Origin of the sequence: Streptomyces sp. NBC_01549, from assembly GCF_026339955.1 — a bacterium.
Taxonomy (GTDB): Bacteria; Actinomycetota; Actinomycetes; order Streptomycetales; family Streptomycetaceae; genus Streptomyces.
Genome location: NZ_JAPEPW010000001.1, coordinates 4,731,046 through 4,750,979, shown reverse-complemented (window position 1 = coordinate 4,750,979; position 19,934 = coordinate 4,731,046). Strand labels below are relative to the sequence as shown.

General features: G+C 70.0%; 19 protein-coding genes and 1 pseudogene. 11 read left to right on the top strand and 9 right to left on the bottom strand.

Features of this window, described 5'->3' with window-relative positions:
* Positions 1 to 156 precede the first annotated feature (156 nt).
* On the bottom strand, positions 157 to 1,878 hold the full coding sequence (leuA, locus tag OG819_RS21070) for a 2-isopropylmalate synthase (RefSeq protein WP_266650829.1): 1,722 nt from the start codon (positions 1,876 to 1,878) through the stop codon (positions 157 to 159).
* Between the two features lie 353 nt (positions 1,879 to 2,231).
* On the opposite strand from leuA, the gene OG819_RS21065 reads away from it, so the two are divergent.
* From OG819_RS21065 to OG819_RS21030, 8 genes are all read left to right on the top strand, one after another.
* Positions 2,232 to 3,305, top strand: a complete 1,074-nt coding sequence (locus OG819_RS21065; RefSeq protein ID WP_266414068.1) for a M4 family metallopeptidase — start codon at positions 2,232 to 2,234, stop codon at positions 3,303 to 3,305.
* A gap of 32 nt (positions 3,306 to 3,337) precedes the next feature.
* Entirely contained in the window at positions 3,338 to 3,604 is a 267-nt protein-coding gene (locus OG819_RS21060) for a protealysin inhibitor emfourin (RefSeq protein ID WP_266624637.1), read from the top strand.
* A gap of 171 nt (positions 3,605 to 3,775) precedes the next feature.
* On the top strand, positions 3,776 to 5,101 hold the full coding sequence (locus tag OG819_RS21055) for a GH1 family beta-glucosidase (RefSeq protein WP_266650828.1): 1,326 nt from the start codon (positions 3,776 to 3,778) through the stop codon (positions 5,099 to 5,101).
* Complete coding sequence (locus OG819_RS21050) at positions 5,101 to 6,363, top strand: MFS transporter (protein ID WP_266650827.1); 1,263 nt, start codon at positions 5,101 to 5,103, stop codon at positions 6,361 to 6,363. The genes OG819_RS21055 and OG819_RS21050 overlap by 1 nt, the downstream gene beginning before the upstream one ends.
* A 42-nt stretch (positions 6,364 to 6,405) precedes the next feature.
* On the top strand, positions 6,406 to 7,215 hold the full coding sequence (locus tag OG819_RS21045; protein ID WP_266624640.1) for a GNAT family N-acetyltransferase: 810 nt from the start codon (positions 6,406 to 6,408) through the stop codon (positions 7,213 to 7,215).
* A gap of 307 nt (positions 7,216 to 7,522) precedes the next feature.
* Complete coding sequence (locus tag OG819_RS21040) at positions 7,523 to 7,999, top strand: hypothetical protein (RefSeq protein ID WP_266624641.1); 477 nt, start codon at positions 7,523 to 7,525, stop codon at positions 7,997 to 7,999.
* Between the two features lie 239 nt (positions 8,000 to 8,238).
* Positions 8,239 to 9,588, top strand: coding sequence for a beta-xylosidase (locus OG819_RS21035; protein WP_266624642.1), 1,350 nt, complete (start codon positions 8,239 to 8,241; stop codon positions 9,586 to 9,588).
* Between the two features lie 123 nt (positions 9,589 to 9,711).
* A complete protein-coding gene (locus OG819_RS21030) occupies positions 9,712 to 10,809 on the top strand; it encodes a DUF916 domain-containing protein (RefSeq protein ID WP_266650826.1) in 1,098 nt (365 codons plus the stop codon).
* Here the strand turns inward: OG819_RS21030 and OG819_RS21025 are convergent.
* Both OG819_RS21025 and OG819_RS21020 read right to left on the bottom strand, forming a co-directional pair.
* Positions 10,703 to 11,041: a P-II family nitrogen regulator gene (locus OG819_RS21025; RefSeq protein WP_101405245.1), complete on the bottom strand. Its 339-nt coding sequence runs from the start codon at positions 11,039 to 11,041 to the stop codon at positions 10,703 to 10,705. The genes OG819_RS21030 and OG819_RS21025 overlap by 107 nt on opposite strands.
* Positions 11,038 to 11,202, bottom strand: a pseudogene (locus OG819_RS21020) (ammonia channel protein); the annotation flags it as partial. The gene OG819_RS21025 and the pseudogene OG819_RS21020, both read right to left, overlap by 4 nt.
* 68 nt (positions 11,203 to 11,270) lie before the next feature.
* Between OG819_RS21020 and OG819_RS21015 the strand changes: the two are divergent.
* The gene (locus OG819_RS21015) at positions 11,271 to 12,509 is read left to right on the top strand and encodes a transposase (protein WP_266650825.1); all 1,239 of its coding nucleotides are present in this window, start codon (positions 11,271 to 11,273) and stop codon (positions 12,507 to 12,509) included.
* Between the two features lie 84 nt (positions 12,510 to 12,593).
* The gene (gene era, locus OG819_RS21010; RefSeq protein WP_266414058.1) at positions 12,594 to 13,562 is read left to right on the top strand and encodes a GTPase Era; all 969 of its coding nucleotides are present in this window, start codon (positions 12,594 to 12,596) and stop codon (positions 13,560 to 13,562) included.
* Between the two features lie 202 nt (positions 13,563 to 13,764).
* On the opposite strand, the gene OG819_RS21005 is transcribed toward era, so the two are convergent.
* Together OG819_RS21005 and OG819_RS21000 are read right to left on the bottom strand one after the other, a co-directional pair.
* Positions 13,765 to 14,118, bottom strand: coding sequence for a cytidine deaminase (locus OG819_RS21005; protein ID WP_168508598.1), 354 nt, complete (start codon positions 14,116 to 14,118; stop codon positions 13,765 to 13,767).
* A 55-nt stretch (positions 14,119 to 14,173) separates the two neighbouring features.
* A complete protein-coding gene (locus OG819_RS21000; protein ID WP_266650824.1) occupies positions 14,174 to 15,049 on the bottom strand; it encodes a helix-turn-helix transcriptional regulator in 876 nt (291 codons plus the stop codon).
* Positions 15,050 to 15,139: 90 nt separating this feature from the next.
* On the opposite strand from OG819_RS21000, the gene OG819_RS20995 reads away from it, so the two are divergent.
* Positions 15,140 to 16,591: an MFS transporter gene (locus OG819_RS20995; protein ID WP_266650823.1), complete on the top strand. Its 1,452-nt coding sequence runs from the start codon at positions 15,140 to 15,142 to the stop codon at positions 16,589 to 16,591.
* Here the strand turns inward: OG819_RS20995 and OG819_RS20990 are convergent.
* Genes OG819_RS20990 through OG819_RS20975 form a run of 4 tightly spaced genes read right to left on the bottom strand, consistent with a single transcriptional unit; the run spans position 16,553 to position 19,797 of the window.
* Positions 16,553 to 16,912, bottom strand: coding sequence for an MmcQ/YjbR family DNA-binding protein (locus OG819_RS20990; RefSeq protein WP_075032692.1), 360 nt, complete (start codon positions 16,910 to 16,912; stop codon positions 16,553 to 16,555). The two genes, OG819_RS20995 and OG819_RS20990, sit on opposite strands and share 39 nt — an antisense overlap.
* Entirely contained in the window at positions 16,909 to 18,222 is a 1,314-nt protein-coding gene (locus tag OG819_RS20985; RefSeq protein WP_266650822.1) for a hemolysin family protein, read from the bottom strand. Before OG819_RS20985 ends, OG819_RS20990 begins: the two co-directional genes overlap by 4 nt.
* Positions 18,219 to 18,716, bottom strand: coding sequence for an rRNA maturation RNase YbeY (gene ybeY, locus OG819_RS20980; protein WP_054235448.1), 498 nt, complete (start codon positions 18,714 to 18,716; stop codon positions 18,219 to 18,221). Before ybeY ends, OG819_RS20985 begins: the two co-directional genes overlap by 4 nt.
* 13 nt (positions 18,717 to 18,729) lie before the next feature.
* Positions 18,730 to 19,797 carry a PhoH family protein gene (locus OG819_RS20975; RefSeq protein ID WP_266414048.1) on the bottom strand — a complete coding sequence of 356 codons (1,068 nt, stop codon included), beginning with the start codon at positions 19,795 to 19,797 and terminating at the stop codon, positions 18,730 to 18,732.
* Positions 19,798 to 19,934: the final 137 nt, after the last annotated feature.

Below are 19,934 nucleotides of genomic sequence, written 5' to 3'. Positions count from 1 at the left end.
ATCGCCGCGCTGGCGTGATGTTAGCCACATTGTTGATGCGGAGTCAGTACCTTGGACGAGACCTTTCCGTGATCTCCACGGCTATTGGCCGGTATACGACGGGGCCCCGCCCGCCTCGAAAGGCGGACGGGGCCCCGAAAGTGCCGGTCAAAGTCCTCAGCGGGCCGCGCGGTTGACCGCCGAGACCACGGCCTTCAGCGACGCGCGTGTCGTATTCGCGTCGATGCCGATTCCCCACAGGACCTTGTCGCCGATCGCGCACTCGATGTACGAGGCCGCCTGCGCGGAGGCGCCCTCGCTCATCGTGTGCTCCTGGTAGTCCAGGAGGCGTACGTCGATGCCGACGGACTGCAGGGCGTCGAAGAACGCGGAGATCGGACCGTTGCCAGTACCGGTCAGGACGGTGCCGGTGCCGTCCACCGAGGCCTCGACGGTCAGCGAGTCGACGCCGTCGCGGTCGGTCGTGGTCTGGCCGGCCTTGACCTGGATACGGCCCCACGCGTTGCCGGGGTTCGGCAGGTACTCGTCCTGGAAGACCGCCCAGATGTCCTTCGGGGTGACCTCGCCGCCCTCGGCGTCCGTCTTCGCCTGGATGATCTTCGAGAACTCGATCTGCATCCGGCGCGGCAGGTCCAGCTTGTGGTCGTTCTTCAGGACGTACGCGATGCCGCCCTTGCCGGACTGCGAGTTGACGCGGATCACGGCCTCGTACGAACGGCCGACGTCCTTCGGGTCGATCGGCAGGTACGGGACGGCCCACTCGATGTCGTCGACGGTGACGCCCTTCGCGGCGGCGTCCGCCTCCATGGCGTCGAAGCCCTTCTTGATGGCGTCCTGGTGGGAGCCGGAGAAGGAGGTGTAGACGAGGTCGCCGACGTACGGGTGGCGGGCGTGGACCTCCATCTGGTTGCAGTACTCGGCGGTGCGGCGGACCTCGTCGATGTTCGAGAAGTCGATCTGCGGGTCGACGCCCTGCGAGAACAGGTTCATGCCCAGCGTGACCAGGTCGACGTTGCCGGTGCGCTCGCCCTGGCCGAACAGACAGCCCTCGATGCGGTCGGCGCCGGCCATCAGGGCCAGCTCGGCGGCGGCGACGGCCGTACCCCGGTCGTTGTGCGGGTGGACGGACAGGCAGACGTACTCGCGGCGGGACAGGTTGCGCGACATCCACTCGAAGCGGTCCGCGTGCGTGGACGGCGTCGAACGCTCCACCGTGGCGGGCAGGTTGAGGATGATCTCGCGGTCCGGACCCGGCTGCCAGACGTCCATGACGGCCTCGCAGACCTCCAGGGCGAAGTCCAGCTCGGTGTCGGTGAAGATCTCGGGGCTGTACTGGTAGCCGAACGTCGTCCGCTCGTCGAGCAGCTTCTCGGCGTACTCCATGACCAGTCGCGTGCCGTCGACGGCGATCTGCTTGATCTGGTCCTTGGAGCCGCGGAAGACGACCCGGCGGAAGACCGGGGCCGTCGCGTTGTACAGGTGGACCGTGGCGCGCTTGGCGCCGATCAGGGACTCCACCGTGCGCTCGATCAGGTCCTCGCGGGCCTGGGTCAGCACGGAGATCGTGACGTCGTCCGGGATCGCGGTCTCGTCCTCGATGATCGAACGGACGAAGTCGAAGTCGGTCTGTCCGGAGGCCGGGAAGCCGACCTCGATCTCCTTGTAACCCATCTTCACGAGCAGGTCGAACATCTCGCGCTTGCGGGCCGGGGACATCGGGTCGATGAGCGCCTGGTTGCCGTCCCGCAGGTCCGTCGACAGCCAGCGGGGGGCGACGGTGACACGGTTGTCCGGCCAGGTGCGGTCCGGGATGTCCACCTGCTCGTACTTGCCGTACTTGTGAACCGGCATAGAGGTGGACTGCTGGAAGTTCGGCATGATGCGTGGGCTCCTCAGAGGGTGTCCGGAAGGACGGCCGACGGCGCAACGCCGAACTCCGCGGGGAGGGGGTCGGCCTCGACTACAGGCCCTCGCCGCGGCAGCTAAGGAGAAGCAGCCCGATACGCATGATGCTCCGCAGCCTAGCCGAGCCTCACTCTCTCCGGAGGGCTGTATCAGTATGCGGGATCCCGGCCACATAAGGAAGAAACCAGACAAAACGTGCGGCACGCCACTCAGAGTGAAGCCTCATACCACTGACGAGCGGACTCCGAGGATCCTTATCGCCGCATTTCACACGATCTTGGTCGCCAGTAGTGACAGTGGCGTCACTCAGTGCAATTGTGCCGGGCATGACCGCGAACCCGGCAGGCTTCGAGCCTGTCTTCTGCACCATCGTGCCGCCCCACGTCCTCGACACGCTGGCCCAGCACGAGGACCCCGCGCTCTCCGGGCCCGCGCGCCGCACCCTGGAGCGCGACGCCTTCGAGCGCACCCACCGCCGGCTGACCACGGTCATCGGCGCGCCCGCCCTGGCCCCGCCCCAGGGCGCGCCCGCGGACAAGCCGCAGCGCACCATCTACGACGCCAAGCACCACCAGGACCTGCCGGGCAAGAAGGTCCGCGGCGAGGCCGACAAGCCCGGCAAGGACGCCACCGTCAACCGCGCCTACGCCGGGCTGGGCGCCACCTTCGAGCTCTACCTGAACGCCTACGCCCGCAACTCCATCAACGGCGAGGGCCTGCCCCTCGACGCGAGCGTGCACTTCGACGTCGACTACAACAACGCCTTCTGGAACGGCGAGCAGATGGTGTTCGGCGACGGCGACGGCGAGATCTTCCTCGACTTCACCATCCCCGTCGACGTCATCGGCCACGAGCTGACCCACGGCGTCACCCAGTACACGGCGAACCTCACCTACTTCGGCCAGCCGGGCGCCCTGAACGAGTCCATGTCGGACGTCTTCGGCTCGCTGATCAAGCAGTACACACTCGGCCAGACCGCCGCCGACGCCGACTGGCTGATCGGCGCGGGCCTGCTCGCCCCGCGCGTCACCGGCAAGGCGCTGCGCTCCATGAAGGAGCCCGGCACGGCGTACGACGACGACGCGCTCGGCAAGGACCCGCAGCCCGCGACGATGGACGGCTATGTGAAGACCGGCCGCGACAACGGCGGTGTCCACATCAACTCCGGCATCCCCAACCACGCCTTCTACCTGGTCGCCCAGGCCCTCGGCGGCCACGCCTGGGAGCGCGCCGGGCAGATCTGGTACGACGTCCTCACCGGCGGCGAGCTCCAGTCCCAGGCGAGCTTCTCCGACTTCGCCAAGCTGACGGTCGCCCAGGCCAGGAGCCGGTACGGCGAGGGCGAGGAGCTCCAGTCCGTCACGAAGGCCTGGGAACAGGTCGGGGTGCCGACGTCGTAGCTTCGGCGTCCGACTCGTACTAGACAGGACCCATGCGTATTCAGGTGAGGCGCACGGGCGGATTCGCGGGCATCGAGCGCCATGCCGAGGTGGACACCTCGGGGCGCCCCGACGCCCCCCAGTGGCATGCCCTGGCCGAGCAGGCGATCGCCTCCGGCCAGGGCACGCGCCCCGCCGGAGTCCCCGACGGCTTCAGCTACGAGATCACGGTGGACGGGAAGACGGTCTACGCCGCCGACCCGAGACTTACGGAGGAACAGCGCCGACTGATCGTGCGGGTCCTGAAGGAGGGCGCGTAGCGCCCTTCAGGGGCGCGGGGCCGTGACATATGCGGCTCCGCCGCGTGGGCGCGACCAGCCCCCACTGCCCCGCAGTCGCGAAGCACTCCGCACCACCCCTCCCCTGGCGCTCCCAAAAGCCGTAACTCCCGGTTCACACCAACCCGTTGACTTCCCTTACTGCCGGTAAGGATGATCGCGCGCATGGCGACGAACCCCCTATCGCAGTTCCCGCCCGGCTTCCTCTGGGGCGTGTCCACCTCGGCCCACCAGATCGAGGGAGCCGCGGACGAACGCGACCCGTCGGTGTGGGACGCCTTCACCGCCGAGCCCGGCCACATCAAGGACGGCTCCACGGCGGACGTGGCCTGCGACCACTACCACCGCTACCCCGAGGACGTGGCCCTCCTCGCCGACCTCGGCGTGGACGCGTACCGTTTCTCGATCTCCTGGCCCCGCGTGAACTCCCCCGGCGGCCTCGACTTCTACGACCGCCTGGTGGACGCGCTCGTCATGGCGGGCATCCGCCCCGTGCCGACCCTCTTCCACTGGGACCTCCCACTGAAGTCGCAGGAGGCGGGGGGCTGGCTGAACCGCGACACCGCCGAACGCTTCGCCGAGTACGCCGGCACGGTCGCCGCGCGCCTGGGCGACCGCGTCAAGAAGTGGATCACCCTCAACGAGCCCGCCGAACACACCCTCCTGGGCCACGCGCTCGGCGCCCACGCCCCCGGCAAGCAGCTCCTGTTCGACTCGCTGCCGGTCGCCCACCACCAACTCCTCGCCCACGGCCTCGCCGTCCGGTCCCTGCGCGCGGCCGGCGTCACGGACATCGGCATCGCCAACTCGCACGGCCCGACCTGGGCGGTTTCGCGGCAACCCGAGGACGTGCAGGCCGCCGACTTCTACGACCTCCTCCTCAACCGCCTCTTCGCGGACCCGCTGCTTCTTGGCCAATACCCCGCGGGCATCGGCGAGTTGATGCCGGGCGACGTCGATGCGGACCTGAAGGTCATCGCGGAGCCGATCGACTGGTACGGGATCAACTACTACCAGCCGACCAAGGTGGGCGCCCCCGAGGGCGCGGAGATCGAGTTCAGTGGACTGACCCTGCCCGCTGAACTCCCCTTCTCCGTAAGGGAACTGGAGGGCTACCCGGTCACCGACTTCGGCTGGCCGGTGGTCCCCGAGGCGCTGACCGAGCTGCTCGTGGGCTTCCGCGAGCGCTACGGGGACCGCCTTCCGCCGGTCGTCATCACCGAGAACGGCTGCAGCTACGAGGGCATCGACGACCAGGAACGGATCACGTTCCTGGACGGCCATGTCCGGGCGCTGCACCGGGCGTTGGAACAGGGAGTGGACGTTCGCGGGTACTTCGTGTGGTCGCTGCTGGACAACTTCGAGTGGGCGGAGGGGTACGCGCGGCGCTTCGGTCTGGTCCACGTCGACTACGACACGCTGAAGCGGACCCCGAAGGCGTCGTACGGCTGGCTGCGCGACGCGCTGCGGGCGCGGTGATGACGGCGGCGGACCCCGTCACGAACGTGGGGGCGCTGGCCGAGCCCGTGGAGCGGGTCGGCCGGGGCTGGACCTCGGCGCTCTCGCTCGCCAACGGGGCGATCTGGGTGGGCTGGTACGGCCCGCTGCAGATCCTGCTGGCCTCCCAGGCGGAGGACTTCGCGCCCGGCACCGGCATGTCGAAGGAGACGATGCTGGCGTGGGTCACGGGTGCGGGCGCGGTGGTGTCGCTGTTCGCCAACCCGTTCTTCGGCGCGCTGTCCGACCGGACGACGGCGCGCTGGGGCCGCCGTACGCCGTGGACCGTGGCGGGCGCGGCGGGCGGCGCCCTCTCCCTGCTGCTCCTGGCGGGCGCGGGCGGGGTCTGGACGATGGCGGCCGGCTGGTGCCTGGTCCAGCTGACCCTGAACGCCGCCTTCGCCGCGATCACCGCGGCCGTCCCCGACCGCGTGCCGCGGCTCCAGCGGGGTTCCGTGGGCGGCTGGCTGGGCGCCGCGCAGATCCTGGGCGTGGTGGGCGGAACGGGCCTCGCGACGGCGGCGGGGGGTGTGGGCGGCGGCTACGCGGCGTGCGCGGTGTTCACGCTGGTGGGCGTACTGCCGTACGTACTGCGCTACGAGGATCTGCGGCTGCCGGCCGCGGCCCGGCCCGCCTGGTCCTGGCGCTCGTTCGCGGCCTCCTTCTGGCTGAGTCCGCGCCGCCATCCGGACCTGGCCTGGGCCTGGCTGACCCGCTTCCTGATCAACCTGAGCAACGCCCTGGTCCTGCTCTACCTCCTCTACTACCTCCGTGACCGGCTCCACTACGACGACCCCGAGAACGGCGTACTGATCCTGACGGCGGTCAACGGCGTCACCCTCCTCGCCACGGTCGTGGTCGGCGGGGTGTGGTCGGACCGGGTGGGCCGCCGCAAGCCGTTCGTGATCTGGTCGGGCGTGCTCATGGCGGTGGCGACGGCGGTCCTCTCCGGGTGGCAGACCTGGCCGGGCGCGATCGTCGCGGCGGCGGTCCTCGGCGTCGGCTTCGGTGTCTTCACCTCCGTCGACTTCGCCCTGATGACGGACGTCCTGCCCAAGGCCCTGAACCGCGGCAAGGACCTCGGCGTCATCAACGTCGCCAACGCCCTCCCCCAGGTCGCCGCCCCCGCCCTGGCGGCGCCGATCGTGACGTATCTCGGCGGTTACCGGGTGCTGTACCTGGTGGCGGCGGTGATCGGGCTGGCGGGGGCGCTGCTGGTGGGGCGGATCAGGGGGGTCGACTGAATTCGGGTGCGACCGGCATCGGTGTTCCTCTTGGATGGCGCCATGACGACCGCGAACGCGCCCCTCGACCGCCTTGAGCGCTACTACGACTCGGTACCGCGCACCGCCGCGCGGGCCGAGGACTTCGGCCCGCTCACCCTTTTCGTCCGGGAGGCCACGGGCTGGCCGTACTACGCGCGCCCCACCCTGGGCTGGACGGGCCCGGCGGCCACCGCCGAGGACGTCGAACGGGTGCGGGCACGGCAGCGGGAGCTGTGTGTGCCGGAGGCCTTCGAGTGGGTGGCGGAGGTGACGCCGGGCCTGCGGGAGGCGGTAGAGGCGACGGGGCTACGGGTCCACGCGCATCCCCTGATGATCCGCGACGCGGACACACCGCTGCCCGAGCCGCATCCCCTCGTCCGCGTCCTGAACCCCGAAGACGCCTCCCTGGCAGGCGCGCTGGCGGTGCCGCACGTGGCGTTCGCGGCGCCGGGCACGGCGGTGGGCGAGGCCGGGCCCGCCGAACTGGCCGCCGAGATCACCGCCCGCGCCGGTGAGCTGCCCGCCGCCGCGGACCGCGTCCGCGCGGGCCGCACCGTACTGGCCGCGGCGGTCGACGACGGGGTCGTGGTCTGCTCCGGGATGCACCTGCCCGTCGGCCCCGTGAGCGAGATCGCGGGCGTCGGCACCCTGCCCACCGCGCGCCGCCGCGGGCTGGCGTACGGCGTCACGGCCGCCCTCGTGGCCGACGCACGGGAGCGGGGCGTCGACACGGTGTTCCTGTCGGCCGGGGACGAGGACGTGGCGCGGATGTACGGCCGCCTGGGGTTCCGGCCGGTGGCGACGGCGCTGATCGCGGAACTCGCGGAGTAGCGGGCCGGCCAGGGAAGGGGACGAACTTCGGCCACTTTCGACAACCCTTGAAGAAGCCGCCCGGCATGCCTTGCAATCCCAAGCCGCTCGCGCATCAATGGAACCGCAAGTTCCGACGGACCGTCAGATACGCCTCCGCTGGCGTCCCGCACCCCGCTCGCGGACGGTCCGTGTACACATCTCTCCGCACCCGCACCGGCGTTCACCGGTGACGCGTCCGTGTGCCCGGCCCGGCCCCGGCCTCTGAGCAGACGGTTCCGTCCCTCCATCCCCACATGGCAATTCCCGTACAAGGGAAGGGAACCCGATGAGACGCAAGCAACTCGGAATCGCCGCGGCGTTAGCCGCCGGCACCCTGGCCGCGACCGGACTGGCCCTCGCGCCGACCGCCGCGGCCGTCACCCCGCTCACCGCCACCATCAACGCGACCTGCACGATCGGCGGCGGTGGCGCGGCCACTCTCACCGCCACCCAGACCGGCACGGCCGCGACCATCACCCTCAGCTCCACCTCGATCACCGCCCCGATCGCGCTGGCGCAGGACTCCATCGCCTCCACCCTGACGATGGCGAAGACCGGCGGCGGCACCGTCGCGTTCACCGGCACGAAGAATCCCGCCATCCCGCTGGGCGGCGGGGTCACGGTGGGCCCGCTCAGCGGCACCGTCGCCTCCGGCGACAGCCTCGACGCGTACGGGGGTTCGCTGAAGATGGTCGTCTTCGGCATCACCATCACGTGCACCGCGAGCGCGGCGCAGTCACCGGGCCCGTTCGTCTTCAGCTGAGCCCCGGCACGGCACATACGTGAAGACCGGTGTCGCCAGCGCGCGGCGGCACCGGTCCTCGTACTGCCCGAACACAACCAACTGACCTACAGGGGAGACCAGTTGTTGATATTGACATGACCTGATGGCCCATCAGTTACCGTCCGGGCCCTCCATTGACTTCTCACACAACCCGCACATCAATGGCCCCCTGTCGGCGCAGACGAGCCGCTGCGCCCGCATCCCTCAGGAGGGGGCACATGGCAACGCACAGGGGAACCAGGGGTTCGCACGCCCGAAGACGCCGCTGGGCGGCACTGCTCGGGGTGACCGCGCTGGCGGTCACCGCGGGAGGCGCGCTGGCGGCCCCGGCGGGCGCCGCGGCCGCGGACTCCCAGAACGTGGACTTCGCCACGCACTGCATCCCGCCGGCGATCGCGGGCATCCCGCCGATCGACGGCACCACCACCGCGATCATCACGGTGGACAACCCCAGTCCCAAGGTCGGTGACACCGTCACCGTGACGTACAAGGTGGTCACGCCCGCCGCGAACAACCCGACCGCCCTCGCGCTGCCCGCCGACATCATGACGCCCACCGGCAAGGTCGCCCTCGGCGGCGCACAGACGGGGGACGTCACGGTCGCGGGCCCCAGGAAGAACGACCCGGTGGCGGGCAACGCGCCCTTCCCGGGGTTCAGCATGACGGGCACCTTCACCGTCACCAGCCCGGGCGCCATCACCCTCGCGCCCGGCGACTACAACATCCACACCAGCTACATCCTGGAGCTGGACACCCCCTGCACGGTCACCAACCCGCCCGCCCCGGTCTCCGGGACGATCACCGCGACGGACGGAACCCAGACCAACAACCGTGCCATCTCGCTCGGTTCGGCCTCCGGGAAGCCCGGTGACAGCGTGACCGTCACCGGCAGCAACTTCACCCCAGGCGCGAGCGTGACCCTCGCCGGACGGTCGGGGGCCACCCAGACCGCCGACACGGCCACCACGACCGCGGACGCGCAGGGCTCCATCAACGGCACACTGGCCGTCAACGACAAGACGACGACCGGTGTGGTGGCGTACGAGGGCGCGAGCTGGAGCGACACCAAGGGAGCGGGGCCGGCGGCGTACGTGGTCGTCGACGACACTCCGATCCCCGCGGGCTCCCAGAAACTCACCACCACGGTGAAGGCGGGATCCCTGTCGATGTCCCAGGCCGGGGACGCCGTCCAGCTTTCGGCGGTGGACTTCGGCAAGGGCGGGGCCTCGACCGGGGCCCTGCAGACGGTGACCGTCAAGGACTTCCGCGGCGGACCCGCGGGCTGGTCCCTGACCGGCAAGGTCACCGACTTCACCGGTCCCGGCGCCAAGATCGATGCCGGGAAACTGAGCTGGACCCCCGCCTGCGCGACCAAGGCGGGGAGCCCGAGCACCTGCCAGGCCGGTTCGTCCGGCACGGTGGGCGGTGCGGGAGCGACACTGGCGTCCACCCCCAACGGGGCGCTCACCGGTGGTGAGTTCACCGTCGACGCCGGGCTGTCGCTGGACGTACCGACGTTCACCCCGCCGGGTTCCTACTCCGGCGTGCTCACGCTCACGCTCACCTGACATACCCCTCCGCACCCCGGTGGCCGGGCGCGCACCCGCCCGTCCACCCAGGGCCTGTCCGGCGGATCAGGCCGGAGACGCGGGGCTTGGCCCTGTCCACCACGTCAGCGGGGGTCCGCACCCATGCGCAAGCTGTACGCCCTCATCCTGTCCGTGTTCCTCTCCGTATTCCTCCTCGCGCTCGCCTCGCCCGCCTCGTACGCGGCCGACAACGGCAGCTGGTCCGTCTACCCCGTCTCCTCGAAGATCGCGGCCCGCCCGTACTTCTACCTCTCCGCCGACCCCGGACAGACCCTCCGGGACAAGGTCACCGTCGCCAACAAGACCGGCGCTCCGCTGACCTTCCGGCTGTACGCCGCCGACGCGTACAACACCGCGCGTGACGGCGGGTTCGCGGTGCGGACGGTGAAGGAGAAGCAGCGCGGGGTCGGCGCCTGGGCGCACCCCGCCCGCTCCCGGGTGACGGTGCCCGCGCATGGTTCGGTGACCGTGCCGTTCACCCTCCGGGTGCCCGAGAAGGCCGAACCCGGCGACCATCCGGGCGCGCTGGTCGCACTCGACGAGCGCCTCGACCGCGGGGACGCGGCGACGTCCGCGGTGGCGGTGCAACGCGCGGTCGGCGCCCGGATCTACCTCCGGGTCGGCGGCCCCACCGTCCCCGCCCTCGCCGTCGAGAAGGTCCGCATCAGCCACCACCAGCCCCTGGTCCCAAGCCTCGGCGCAAGCGGCGCGACCATCTCGTACACCCTCCACAACACCGGGAACGTGACTCTGAACCCGAAGGTGCGGCTGCGGGCCGAGGGCCTGTTCGGTCGTACGTTGCTGTCCCGGGAGCTCACGAAGATCCCCTCCGAGCTGCTGCCGGGGCAACGGGTCCGGCTGACCGAGCCGTGGCACGGGGCGCCCCAACTCGACTGGGGCGACGTGACGTTGACGGCCACCGCGCCCGGCACCCGTGAGTCCGCGAGCACGTCGTTCCTCGCGCTGCCGTGGCTGATGGCGGTGCTGGTGGGCGTGGGGCTCGTCGCCGCCGTGGTGGTGATCAGGGCGCGCAGGGGCGGGACCGGCCCGTGGCCGCTCACCGCCCGCAGGGGCGGTACCCGCCCGCGGTGGCTCAGAGTGCGTCGGGGCCGCGCTCGCCCGTCCGTACGCGTACGACCGTCTCGACCGGCACGGCCCACACCTTCCCGTCGCCGATCTTCCCCGTCTGCGCGGCGTTGACGATCGCGTCGATGGCGGCCTCCGAGTCCGCGTCCTCGACGACGACCTCGATACGGACCTTGGGGACGAGGTCGACCTGGTACTCGGCGCCGCGGTAGACCTCCGTGTGGCCGCGCTGGCGCCCGTACCCACTGGCCTCGCTGACGGTCAGCCCGTGCACGCCGAGCTCCTGCAGAGCGGTCTTGACCTCGTCGAGACGGTACGGCTTGACGATGGCGGTGATGAGCTTCATGCCTGGGCCTTGGCCTTCTGAGCGGTGGGGAGGGATGACGAGACCGGGGCGCCGTGGCCCAGGACCCCGTGATCGTAAGCGGTCTCGGCGTGCACCGTAAGGTCCAGGCCGGTGTGCTCCTCCTCGTCCACGCGGAAGCCCATGACCTTGTCAAGCAGCCTTCACTCGACCCGGTGATCGGTCCCGAACGCGCGGTGGTGTCTCGCACGGGTGCGTACGATCGGTGATCGTGAAGCTGGTGGTGCAGGTCAGACTCCTGCCGACGCCCGGGCAGGCAGCGGCGCTTGAAGCAACCCTTGCCGCCTGCAACGAGGCCGCCACGTGGGTAAGCGAGGTCGCCTTCACACGGGGCGAGTTCAAAAACTTCGCGCTGCGCAAGGTCGCCTACGACCAGGCCAAGGAACGGTGGGGGCTCGGGGCGCAGGCCGCCCAGCACGTCATCAAGAAGACGTGCGATGCGTACGCAGCCCTGAAGGCGAACCTGCGGGCCGGGAACCTGGGCAGGCCGGGCTCGAAACGGTACCGCCGAGCGGCCGAGAAGCCGGTCTCCTTCCGACCCGAGGGCGCGCAGCCCTACGACGACCGCATGCTCTCATGGCAGATTCCCCACCGCACGGTGTCGGTCTGGACGGTGCGCGGGCGGGTGAAGGAGGTGGCGTTCACTGCCTCCCCACAGCAGCTGGCCACCCTGGCCCTGCACCGCAGGGGCGAGTCCGATTTGCTGTACCGGGACGGCATGTGGTTCCTGAACGCCACCTGCGAGGTCCCCGAGGCGCCGCTGAACACCGAGCCGGTGGACTTCCTCGGCATCGACCTGGGCATCGTGAACATTGCCACCACCTCGGACGGTGAGATCCTGGCCGGGCGTGAACTCAACCGCGTCCGGACACGGGAACGCGGTCTGCGGCAGAAACTCCAGAAGAAGAACACTCCGTCCGCCAAACGCCGACTGAAGAAGCGGCGGCGCAAGGAGGCGCGGCGGGCCAAAGACATCAACCACAAGATCGCGAAACATGTGGTGGCCGAAGCAGAACGCACCTCGCGCGGCATCGCCCTGGAGGACCTGGGCGGGATCCGTGAGAGGGTACGGCTTCGCAAGCCCCAACGGGCCACCCACTCCAGCTGGGCCTTCGCCCAGCTGGGGCAGTTCATCGTGTACAAGGCCCGCAAGGCGGGAGTACCGGTGGTGCACGTCGATCCGGCGTACACCTCCCGCACCTGCGCCGAATGCGGGCACATCGACAAGGCGAACCGGGTGAGTCAGGCCTGGTTCGCGTGCCGGTCGTGCGGATTCGTTGATCACGCAGACCGGAACGGCTCCCGCAACATCCGCGCCCGTGCGTGGGAGGTGTGGCGACGCGGGGCCCAGCCAACGGCCCCTGCTCCACCGCGACAACAGCCGGGTGGAGCTGGACGCAAACGGCGCATCACCGCCAGTGATGCCCGTTGTGTAAGCCCGGCGCTTTAGCGCCGGGTAGTTGACCTTGAACTTCCAGCTCACGACGTACGAGGGAGGGCTTGGCGTGCAGCGGGGCTCCGACGATCAGGGACAATGGGCGCCATGAGCGTTCGTACCCAGTCATCCGAGCCGCCGGAATCCTCAGGGGCTCCCCACCGCGCCGGCTTCGCCTGCTTCGTGGGCCGCCCCAACGCGGGCAAGTCCACCCTCACGAATGCTCTGGTCGGCCAGAAGGTGGCGATCACCGCGAACCAGCCGCAGACCACGCGGCACACGGTACGGGGCATCGTGCACCGCCCCGACGCCCAGCTGATCCTGGTCGACACCCCTGGTCTGCACAAGCCGCGCACGCTGCTGGGCCAGCGTCTGAACGACATCGTGCGCACGACGTGGGCCGAGGTCGACGTCATCGGCTTCTGCCTCCCCGCGAACGAGAAGCTCGGTCCGGGTGACCGTTTCATCGCGAAGGAACTGGCGTCCATCAAGAAGACGCCGAAGATCGCGATCGTCACGAAGACCGACCTCGTCGACAGCAAGACGCTCGCCGAGCAGCTCATCGCGATCGATCAGCTCGGTCGGGAGCTGGGGTTCGAGTGGGCGGAGATCGTGCCGGTGTCGGCGGTCGGCGACAAGCAGGTGGACCTGCTGGCCGACCTGATCGTCCCGCTCCTTCCCGAGGGCCCGGCGCTCTACCCGGAGGGTGACCTCACCGACGAGCCCGAGCAGGTCATGATCGCGGAGCTCATCCGCGAGGCAGCGCTGGAGGGCGTGCGAGACGAGCTCCCCCACTCCATCGCCGTGGTGGTGGAGGAGATGCTCCCCCGCGAGGACCGCCCCGCCGACAAGCCCCTCCTCGACATCCACGCCTTCGTCTACATCGAGCGCCCCAGCCAGAAGGGCATCATCATCGGCCCCAAGGGCAAGCGCCTGAAGGAGGTCGGCATCAAGTCCCGCAAGCAGATCGAGGCGCTGCTGGGTACGCCGGTCTTCCTCGACCTCCATGTGAAGGTCGCGAAGGACTGGCAACGAGACCCTCGCCAACTCCGCAAGCTCGGCTTCTAAGAGGTTTCCGCCCCCGAACCCCCGATCGGCCTGAACGGCCTCGTCCTCAAACGCCGGACAGGCTGAAGGCTTTTAGGGGCGCGGGGAACTGCGCGACCAGCCCCCCAGCCGCAGCCGAAGAACCCGGCCGGGGGGGGCTGGGGGCGGAGCCCCCAGATCGAGGATGGGACGGGTAGGGGCGGCGGGGGCGAGGAAAAGGGGCTCAGCCTGCGGGCGTCGTCAGGTGGACCGTGCCGTCGGGGCCCGCCAGCAATACCGGCGTCGCCGGACCGCCGAGGTCCCGGACCGCCGCCCGGTCCTCCGAAGAGACCTCCCCCGCCTCGGACACCACCGCCGCCGCCTCAAGAGACTTCGCCCCGGACGCCACCGCCATCGCCACCGCGGTGCGCAACGCGCTCAACCGCAGGGACGGAAGATCCACGGTCCCCGCGACATACGTACGGCCGGTCTCATCACGTACGGCCGCCCCCTCCGGCACCCCGTTGCGCGCCCGCGCGGAACGGGCCAGGGTGACGATCTTGCGGTCCTCGGGGTCAAGCGCGCTGCTGTCGGTCATGTTCAGAGCATACGAAGGGATCGGGAGCCGCACGCACACACCCGCCCACCGGTGCCTACCCGGCCACGGGGTACATCGAGCCCCGTCGGCCCTCCGGCGAGGCCAGCCACTCCAGCTTCGCCGCCGTGTTCGCCTCCGGCAGCGGCGTGTGCAGCACGATCGTGAGGTCGGGCCGCGCCGGCACCTTCATCGCGGTGGACTCGACGGCGAGCAGCCCGACGAGCGGATGGTCGAGCTCCTTGCGGATCTGCCCCGCGTCCTCGATGTCCCGCTCCTCCCACAGCGCGGCGAACTCCGCTGAGGCGGCGCGAAGTTGATCCAGTACCTCCTGATACCCGTCGTCGTCCGGTGCCGCCGCGCACGAGGCACGGAACTGGGCGACGACCGTACGCGCGTTCTTCTCCCAGGTCCGTGACTGCCCCCGGTACAGCGGGTCGGTGAAGAAGTCGATGACGCAGTTCTGCGTGTTGTCGGGCCGCATGCCGAGGACCATCCCGGCGGCCTCGTTGTACATGACGCAGTTGTAGTAGGGGTCCATGATGTGCGCCGGATACGGCATCCACGTGTCGATCAGCCGCCGCAGCCCGTCGCACATGTCGCGGACCTCGGGCGCGACCTCCGGCGCGGGCGGGTTCAGCCCGGCGAGCAGGTAGAGGTGGCGTCGTTCGGCGTTGCTGAGCCGCAGGACGCGGGCGACCGCGTCGAGCACCTGGGGCGAGACGGAGATGTCCCGGCCCTGCTCCAGCCACTGGTACCAGGACGCGCCGACGCCCGCGAGTACGGCGACCTCCTCGCGGCGCAGCCCGGGCGTGCGGCGGCGGGCCCCGCCGTCCGGCAGTCCGGCCTGCGCCGGTGACACCCTCGCCCGACGGCTCATCAGGAAGTCCCGCAGCTCACGCCGTCGGTGGGTCCTGAGCGCGTCCTCCGTCACGTGTGAATCCCCCTGTTGGTGACTGGTGGTGCGACCACCAGCATAAGTTGCCGCTCCCCACGGATATTCCGACGGCCGCACGCTCTTGCCATGGCGATCGACACCACCGAAACCACATCCGCTTCCCCAACTCCCCACTCCCCGCTCGGCACCCGGCTGTCGACCCGCGACAAACTCGTCCTCTTCGTGCTGTGCGCCGCGCAGTTCATGGTCGCGCTCGACTTCTCCGTGCTGAACGTGGCGCTGCCCGTGCTGGGCCGGGACCTGGGCATGAGCCAGTCCGCACTGCAGTGGGCGGTCACCGCCTTCGCGCTGCCGTCCGGCGGCTTCCTGCTCCTCTTCGGCCGCATCGGCGACCTGTACGGCCGTCGCAGGCTCTTCCTGACCGGCCTCGCCCTCTTCGGTACGGCCTCGCTGCTGGCGACCTTCGCCTGGGACCCGGCGTCGTTCCTGACGGGGCGGGCGTTGCAGGGCCTCGGCGCGGCGGCGATCGTGCCGACAGGCATGTCGCTGCTGACGACGACGTTCCCGGAGGGCCCGGCGCGTGACCGTGCGCTCGGCATCTCCGGGACGCTCCTGTCCCTCGGCTTCACGGTCGGCATGGTGGCCGGTGGCGTCCTGACCGACGTACTGAGCTGGCGCTCGACGATGGGCCTGCTGTCGGTGTTCGCGCTGATCGTGCTGCCGCTGGCGCCGGGCCTGCTGCCGGAGTCCCGCACCCCGGAGCGTCCACGCCTGGACGTCCCCGGCGCGATCACCGTGACCGGCGCCCTGCTGGCCCTGATCTACGCCCTGTCGACGGCCGCCGAGCGCGGTTTCGGCGGCGCGGACGTCATCGCGACGCTCGCCGCGGGTGTGCTCCTGCTCGCCGCCTTCGTGTACGTCGAGTCCCGTGCCCACGCCCCCCTCGTCAGCCTTCCCATGCTGCGCCGCCGCACGGTGGCGTGGGGCAACCTGGGCGGTCTGGTCACCTTCTCGATGATGTCGACGGTCGTCTTCGTGCTGACGCTGTACCTGCAGGAGACGCTCGGCCTGTCCGCCTTCGAGACGGGGCTGGTCTTCGGCGTCCAGGGCGTGATGTCGGCCGTCGCCGGGGTGTACGCCCCGAAGGCCATCGGCCGCTTCGGCGCCCGCCGTACGCTGGTCGGCTCCCTGGCCGGCCAGGGCCTGTTCGTGGCGGGGCTGGTGCTGCTGAACGCCCACACCTGGTCGGTCTGGCTCGCCACCGCCGCGATCTCGCTGGCCAGCATGTGCCACCTCGGCGCGATCATCTCGTACGGGCTGACCGTGACCTCGGGCGTCCCCGACGAGGAGCAGGGTCTGGCCACCGGCCTGGTGACCTCCACCCAGCAGGTCGGCATCACCATCGGTATCCCGCTGCTGGGTGTCCTGGCGACGACGTCCAGCGACCTGCTGGCCGGTGTCCACACGGTTCTCGCCCTGGACGCGGTGATCGTCCTGGCGGCGGCGGTGCTGGTCGCGACCGGACTGGGCCGCGACCGCTCACGCCCGGTCGAGGCGGAGGCGCTCGGCCTTCGGTAGACCGGCGACGACGAGATCGTACGAGTCCTCGACGAGCTCCCGGACCAGCCGGTCCGGGAGCTCGCCGTCCACCGTCACCGTGTTCCAGTGCCGCTTGTTCATGTGATAGCCCGGGACGATCAGCCCCGGGTGCTCGCCGCGCAGCCGGACCGCGTCCTCCGGGTCGCACTTGAGGTTGACCGTGAGCGGGCGCGCGTCCAGTCGGGTCAGCGCGAAGAGCTTGCCCAGCACCTTGAAGACGGAGATGTCCGGGGCGAAGGGGAAGTCCTCGACGGTCGCGTTGAAGGACAGACAGAACGCGCGCAGCTGCTGCGGTTTCACTCCGGCTTCTTCTCCTCCTCGGACGGCTCCGGGTCCACCGGGCCGACCGGCTCGACGAGCACCGTGACGATCTTGTTCCGGCGTCCGGCCGCGGCCTCGGCGGTCAGCCGCAGCTCGCGCCCGTCGGGCAGCTCGACCACCGAGGAGGCCCCGGCGATCGGGACCCGCCCGAGCGCCTTCGCCAGCAGCCCGCCGACCGTCTCCACGTCCTCGTCGTCGTACGCCTCGAAGCCGTACAGCTCCCCGAGGTCGCCGATGTCGAGACGGGCGGTCACCCGGTAGCGGTCCTCGCCGAGGTCCTGGACGGGCGGCAGCTCACGGTCGTACTCGTCGGTGATCTCGCCGACGATCTCCTCGAGGATGTCCTCGATGGTGACGATGCCGGCCGTGCCGCCGTACTCGTCGATGACGACGGCGACGTGGTTGCGCTCCTGCTGCATCTCGCGCAGCAGATCGCCCGCGTTCTTGGTGTCGGGCACGAAGGTGGCGGGCCGCATGGCCGTCGAGACCAGCTCGGACTCGGCGTCGCGGCTGATGTGCGTCTTGCGGGCCAGGTCCTTCAGGTACACGATCCCGACGATGTCGTCCTCGTTCTCCCCGGTGACCGGGATGCGCGAGAAGCCGGACCGCAGCGCCAGGGTGAGGGCCTGGCGGATGGTCTTGTACCGCTCGATGACGACGAGGTCGGTCCTCGGTACCATCACCTCCCGTACGAGGGTGTCGCCCAGCTCGAAGACGGAGTGCACCATGCGGCGCTCCTCGTCCTCGATCAGGGACTCCTTCTCGGCGAGGTCGACCAGCGCGCGCAGCTCGGCCTCGGAGGCGAACGGACCGCGCCTGAAGCCCTTGCCGGGGGTCAGCGCGTTGCCGATGAGGATGAGGAGGGGCGGGATCGGGCCCATGATCCTGGCCAGCGGCAGCAGGACGTACGAGGCCGCCGTCGCCGTGTTCAGCGGGTGCTGGCGGCCGATGGTGCGCGGCGAGACGCCCACGGCGACGTACGAGACGAGGACCATGACCCCGATGGCGACGACGAGCGCCTCCCAGGTCTGCTCGAACTCCTTCAGGCAGGCGTAGGTGACGAGCGCGGCGGCGGCCATCTCGCAGGCCACGCGCACCAGCAGCGCCACGTTCAGATAGCGGGTCGGGTCGGCGGCGACCTGGGCGAGCTTGGCGCTGCCGCGCCGCCCGGACCGTACGGCCTCCTCGGCGCGGAAGCTGGAGACGCGCGCGAGGCCCGCCTCCGCGCAGGCGGCGAGCCAGGCGACCACGACCAGGGCGATGGCGCCGATGACGAGCTGAGGACTCATGACACGGTCGGGGCTGGAGACGGACCCGTCATGCCCTTCTCCGCGCGCCAGCCGTCCACGATGGCGGCCTGGAGGCCGAACATCTCGGCCTTCTCGTCCGCCTCCTCGTGGTCGTAGCCGAGCAGGTGCAGCACTCCATGGACGGTGAGGAGGTGCAGTTCCTCGTCCATGGAGTGCTGCGTGGGAGCTTCCTTGCCCTGCCGCTCGGCGACCTCCGGGCAGAGCACGATGTCGCCGAGGAGTCCCTGCGGGGGCTCGTCGTCGTCCTTGGACGGCGGCCGCAGCTCGTCCATCGGGAACGACATGACGTCGGTGGGCCCCGGCAGGTCCATCCACTGGATGTGGAGCTGCTCCATGGCGTCGGCGTCCACGACGATCACCGAGAGTTCGGAGAGCGGGTGGATGCGCATCCGCGCGAGTGCGTAGCGGGCGATGTCGAGGATCGCCTGCTCGTCGACCTCGGTTCCGGACTCGTTGTTGACGTCGATCGACATGGTGCTCGCTTGTCTACTTCCCCTTGTGGCCGGCTTTGCCGCGGCTCTTGTGGGAGCCGTTCTCGGTGCCGTTCTCGCTGTCGTACTTCTCGTACGCGTCGACGATACGGCCGACCAGCTTGTGCCGTACGACATCGTGGGACGTGAGCCGCGAGAAGTGGACGTCGTCGAGGCCCTCCAGGATGTCCTGGACCTGGCGCAGACCCGACTTCGTCCCGGTGGGCAGGTCGACCTGCGTCACGTCGCCCGTGACCACGATCTTCGAGTCGAAGCCGAGACGGGTGAGGAACATCTTCATCTGCTCGGCGCTGGTGTTCTGGGCCTCGTCCAGGATGATGAAGGCGTCGTTCAGAGTGCGGCCACGCATGTAGGCGAGCGGCGCGACCTCGATGGTCCCCGCCGCCATGAGCCGCGGGATGGAATCCGGGTCGAGCATGTCGTGCAGCGCGTCGTAGAGGGGCCGCAGGTAGGGGTCGATCTTCTCGTAGAGCGTGCCGGGCAGGAAGCCGAGCCGCTCGCCCGCCTCCACCGCGGGGCGGGTGAGGATGATCCGGTTGACCTGCTTGGACTGGAGCGCCTGTACGGCCTTCGCCATGGCGAGATACGTCTTGCCGGTGCCGGCGGGGCCGATGCCGAAGACGATGGTGTGCTTGTCGATGGCGTCGACGTACCGCTTCTGGTTGAGCGTCTTGGGTCGGATGGTGCGGCCGCGCGAGGACAGGATGTTCTGCGTGAGCACTTCGGCAGGGGTTTCCTGACCGTCGCCCTCCCCGTTCTCGCTCGCCCTGAGCATGGCGATCGAGCGTTCCACTGCGTCCTCCGTCATCGGCTGCCCGGTGCGGAGCACCAGCATCATCTCGTCGAACAGGCGCTGGACGAGAGCCACTTCACCGGCGTCGCCGACCGCACTGATCTCATTGCCCCGGACGTGGATGTCGGCCGCCGGGAAGGCCTTCTCGATCACGCGTAGCAGCGCGTCCCCGGAACCCAGCACGGTCACCATGGGGTGCTTGGCCGGGACGGTGAAATGCGCTCGTGCCTGCCCCTGAGCGGGGCTGTGAGCTGTGGGTGTCTGAGTCATGGGCCGGCTCTGTAGGCCTGCTTTTCCTCCTTGATCGGCACGCTTGCCACGGGGGCAGCCTTGCGTCTCCAAGAGTACGACGGTGGGGTGACAGTGCCGTAGGGCTTTTCGGCGCGGGTCCCTGTCCCCGGGGCGGG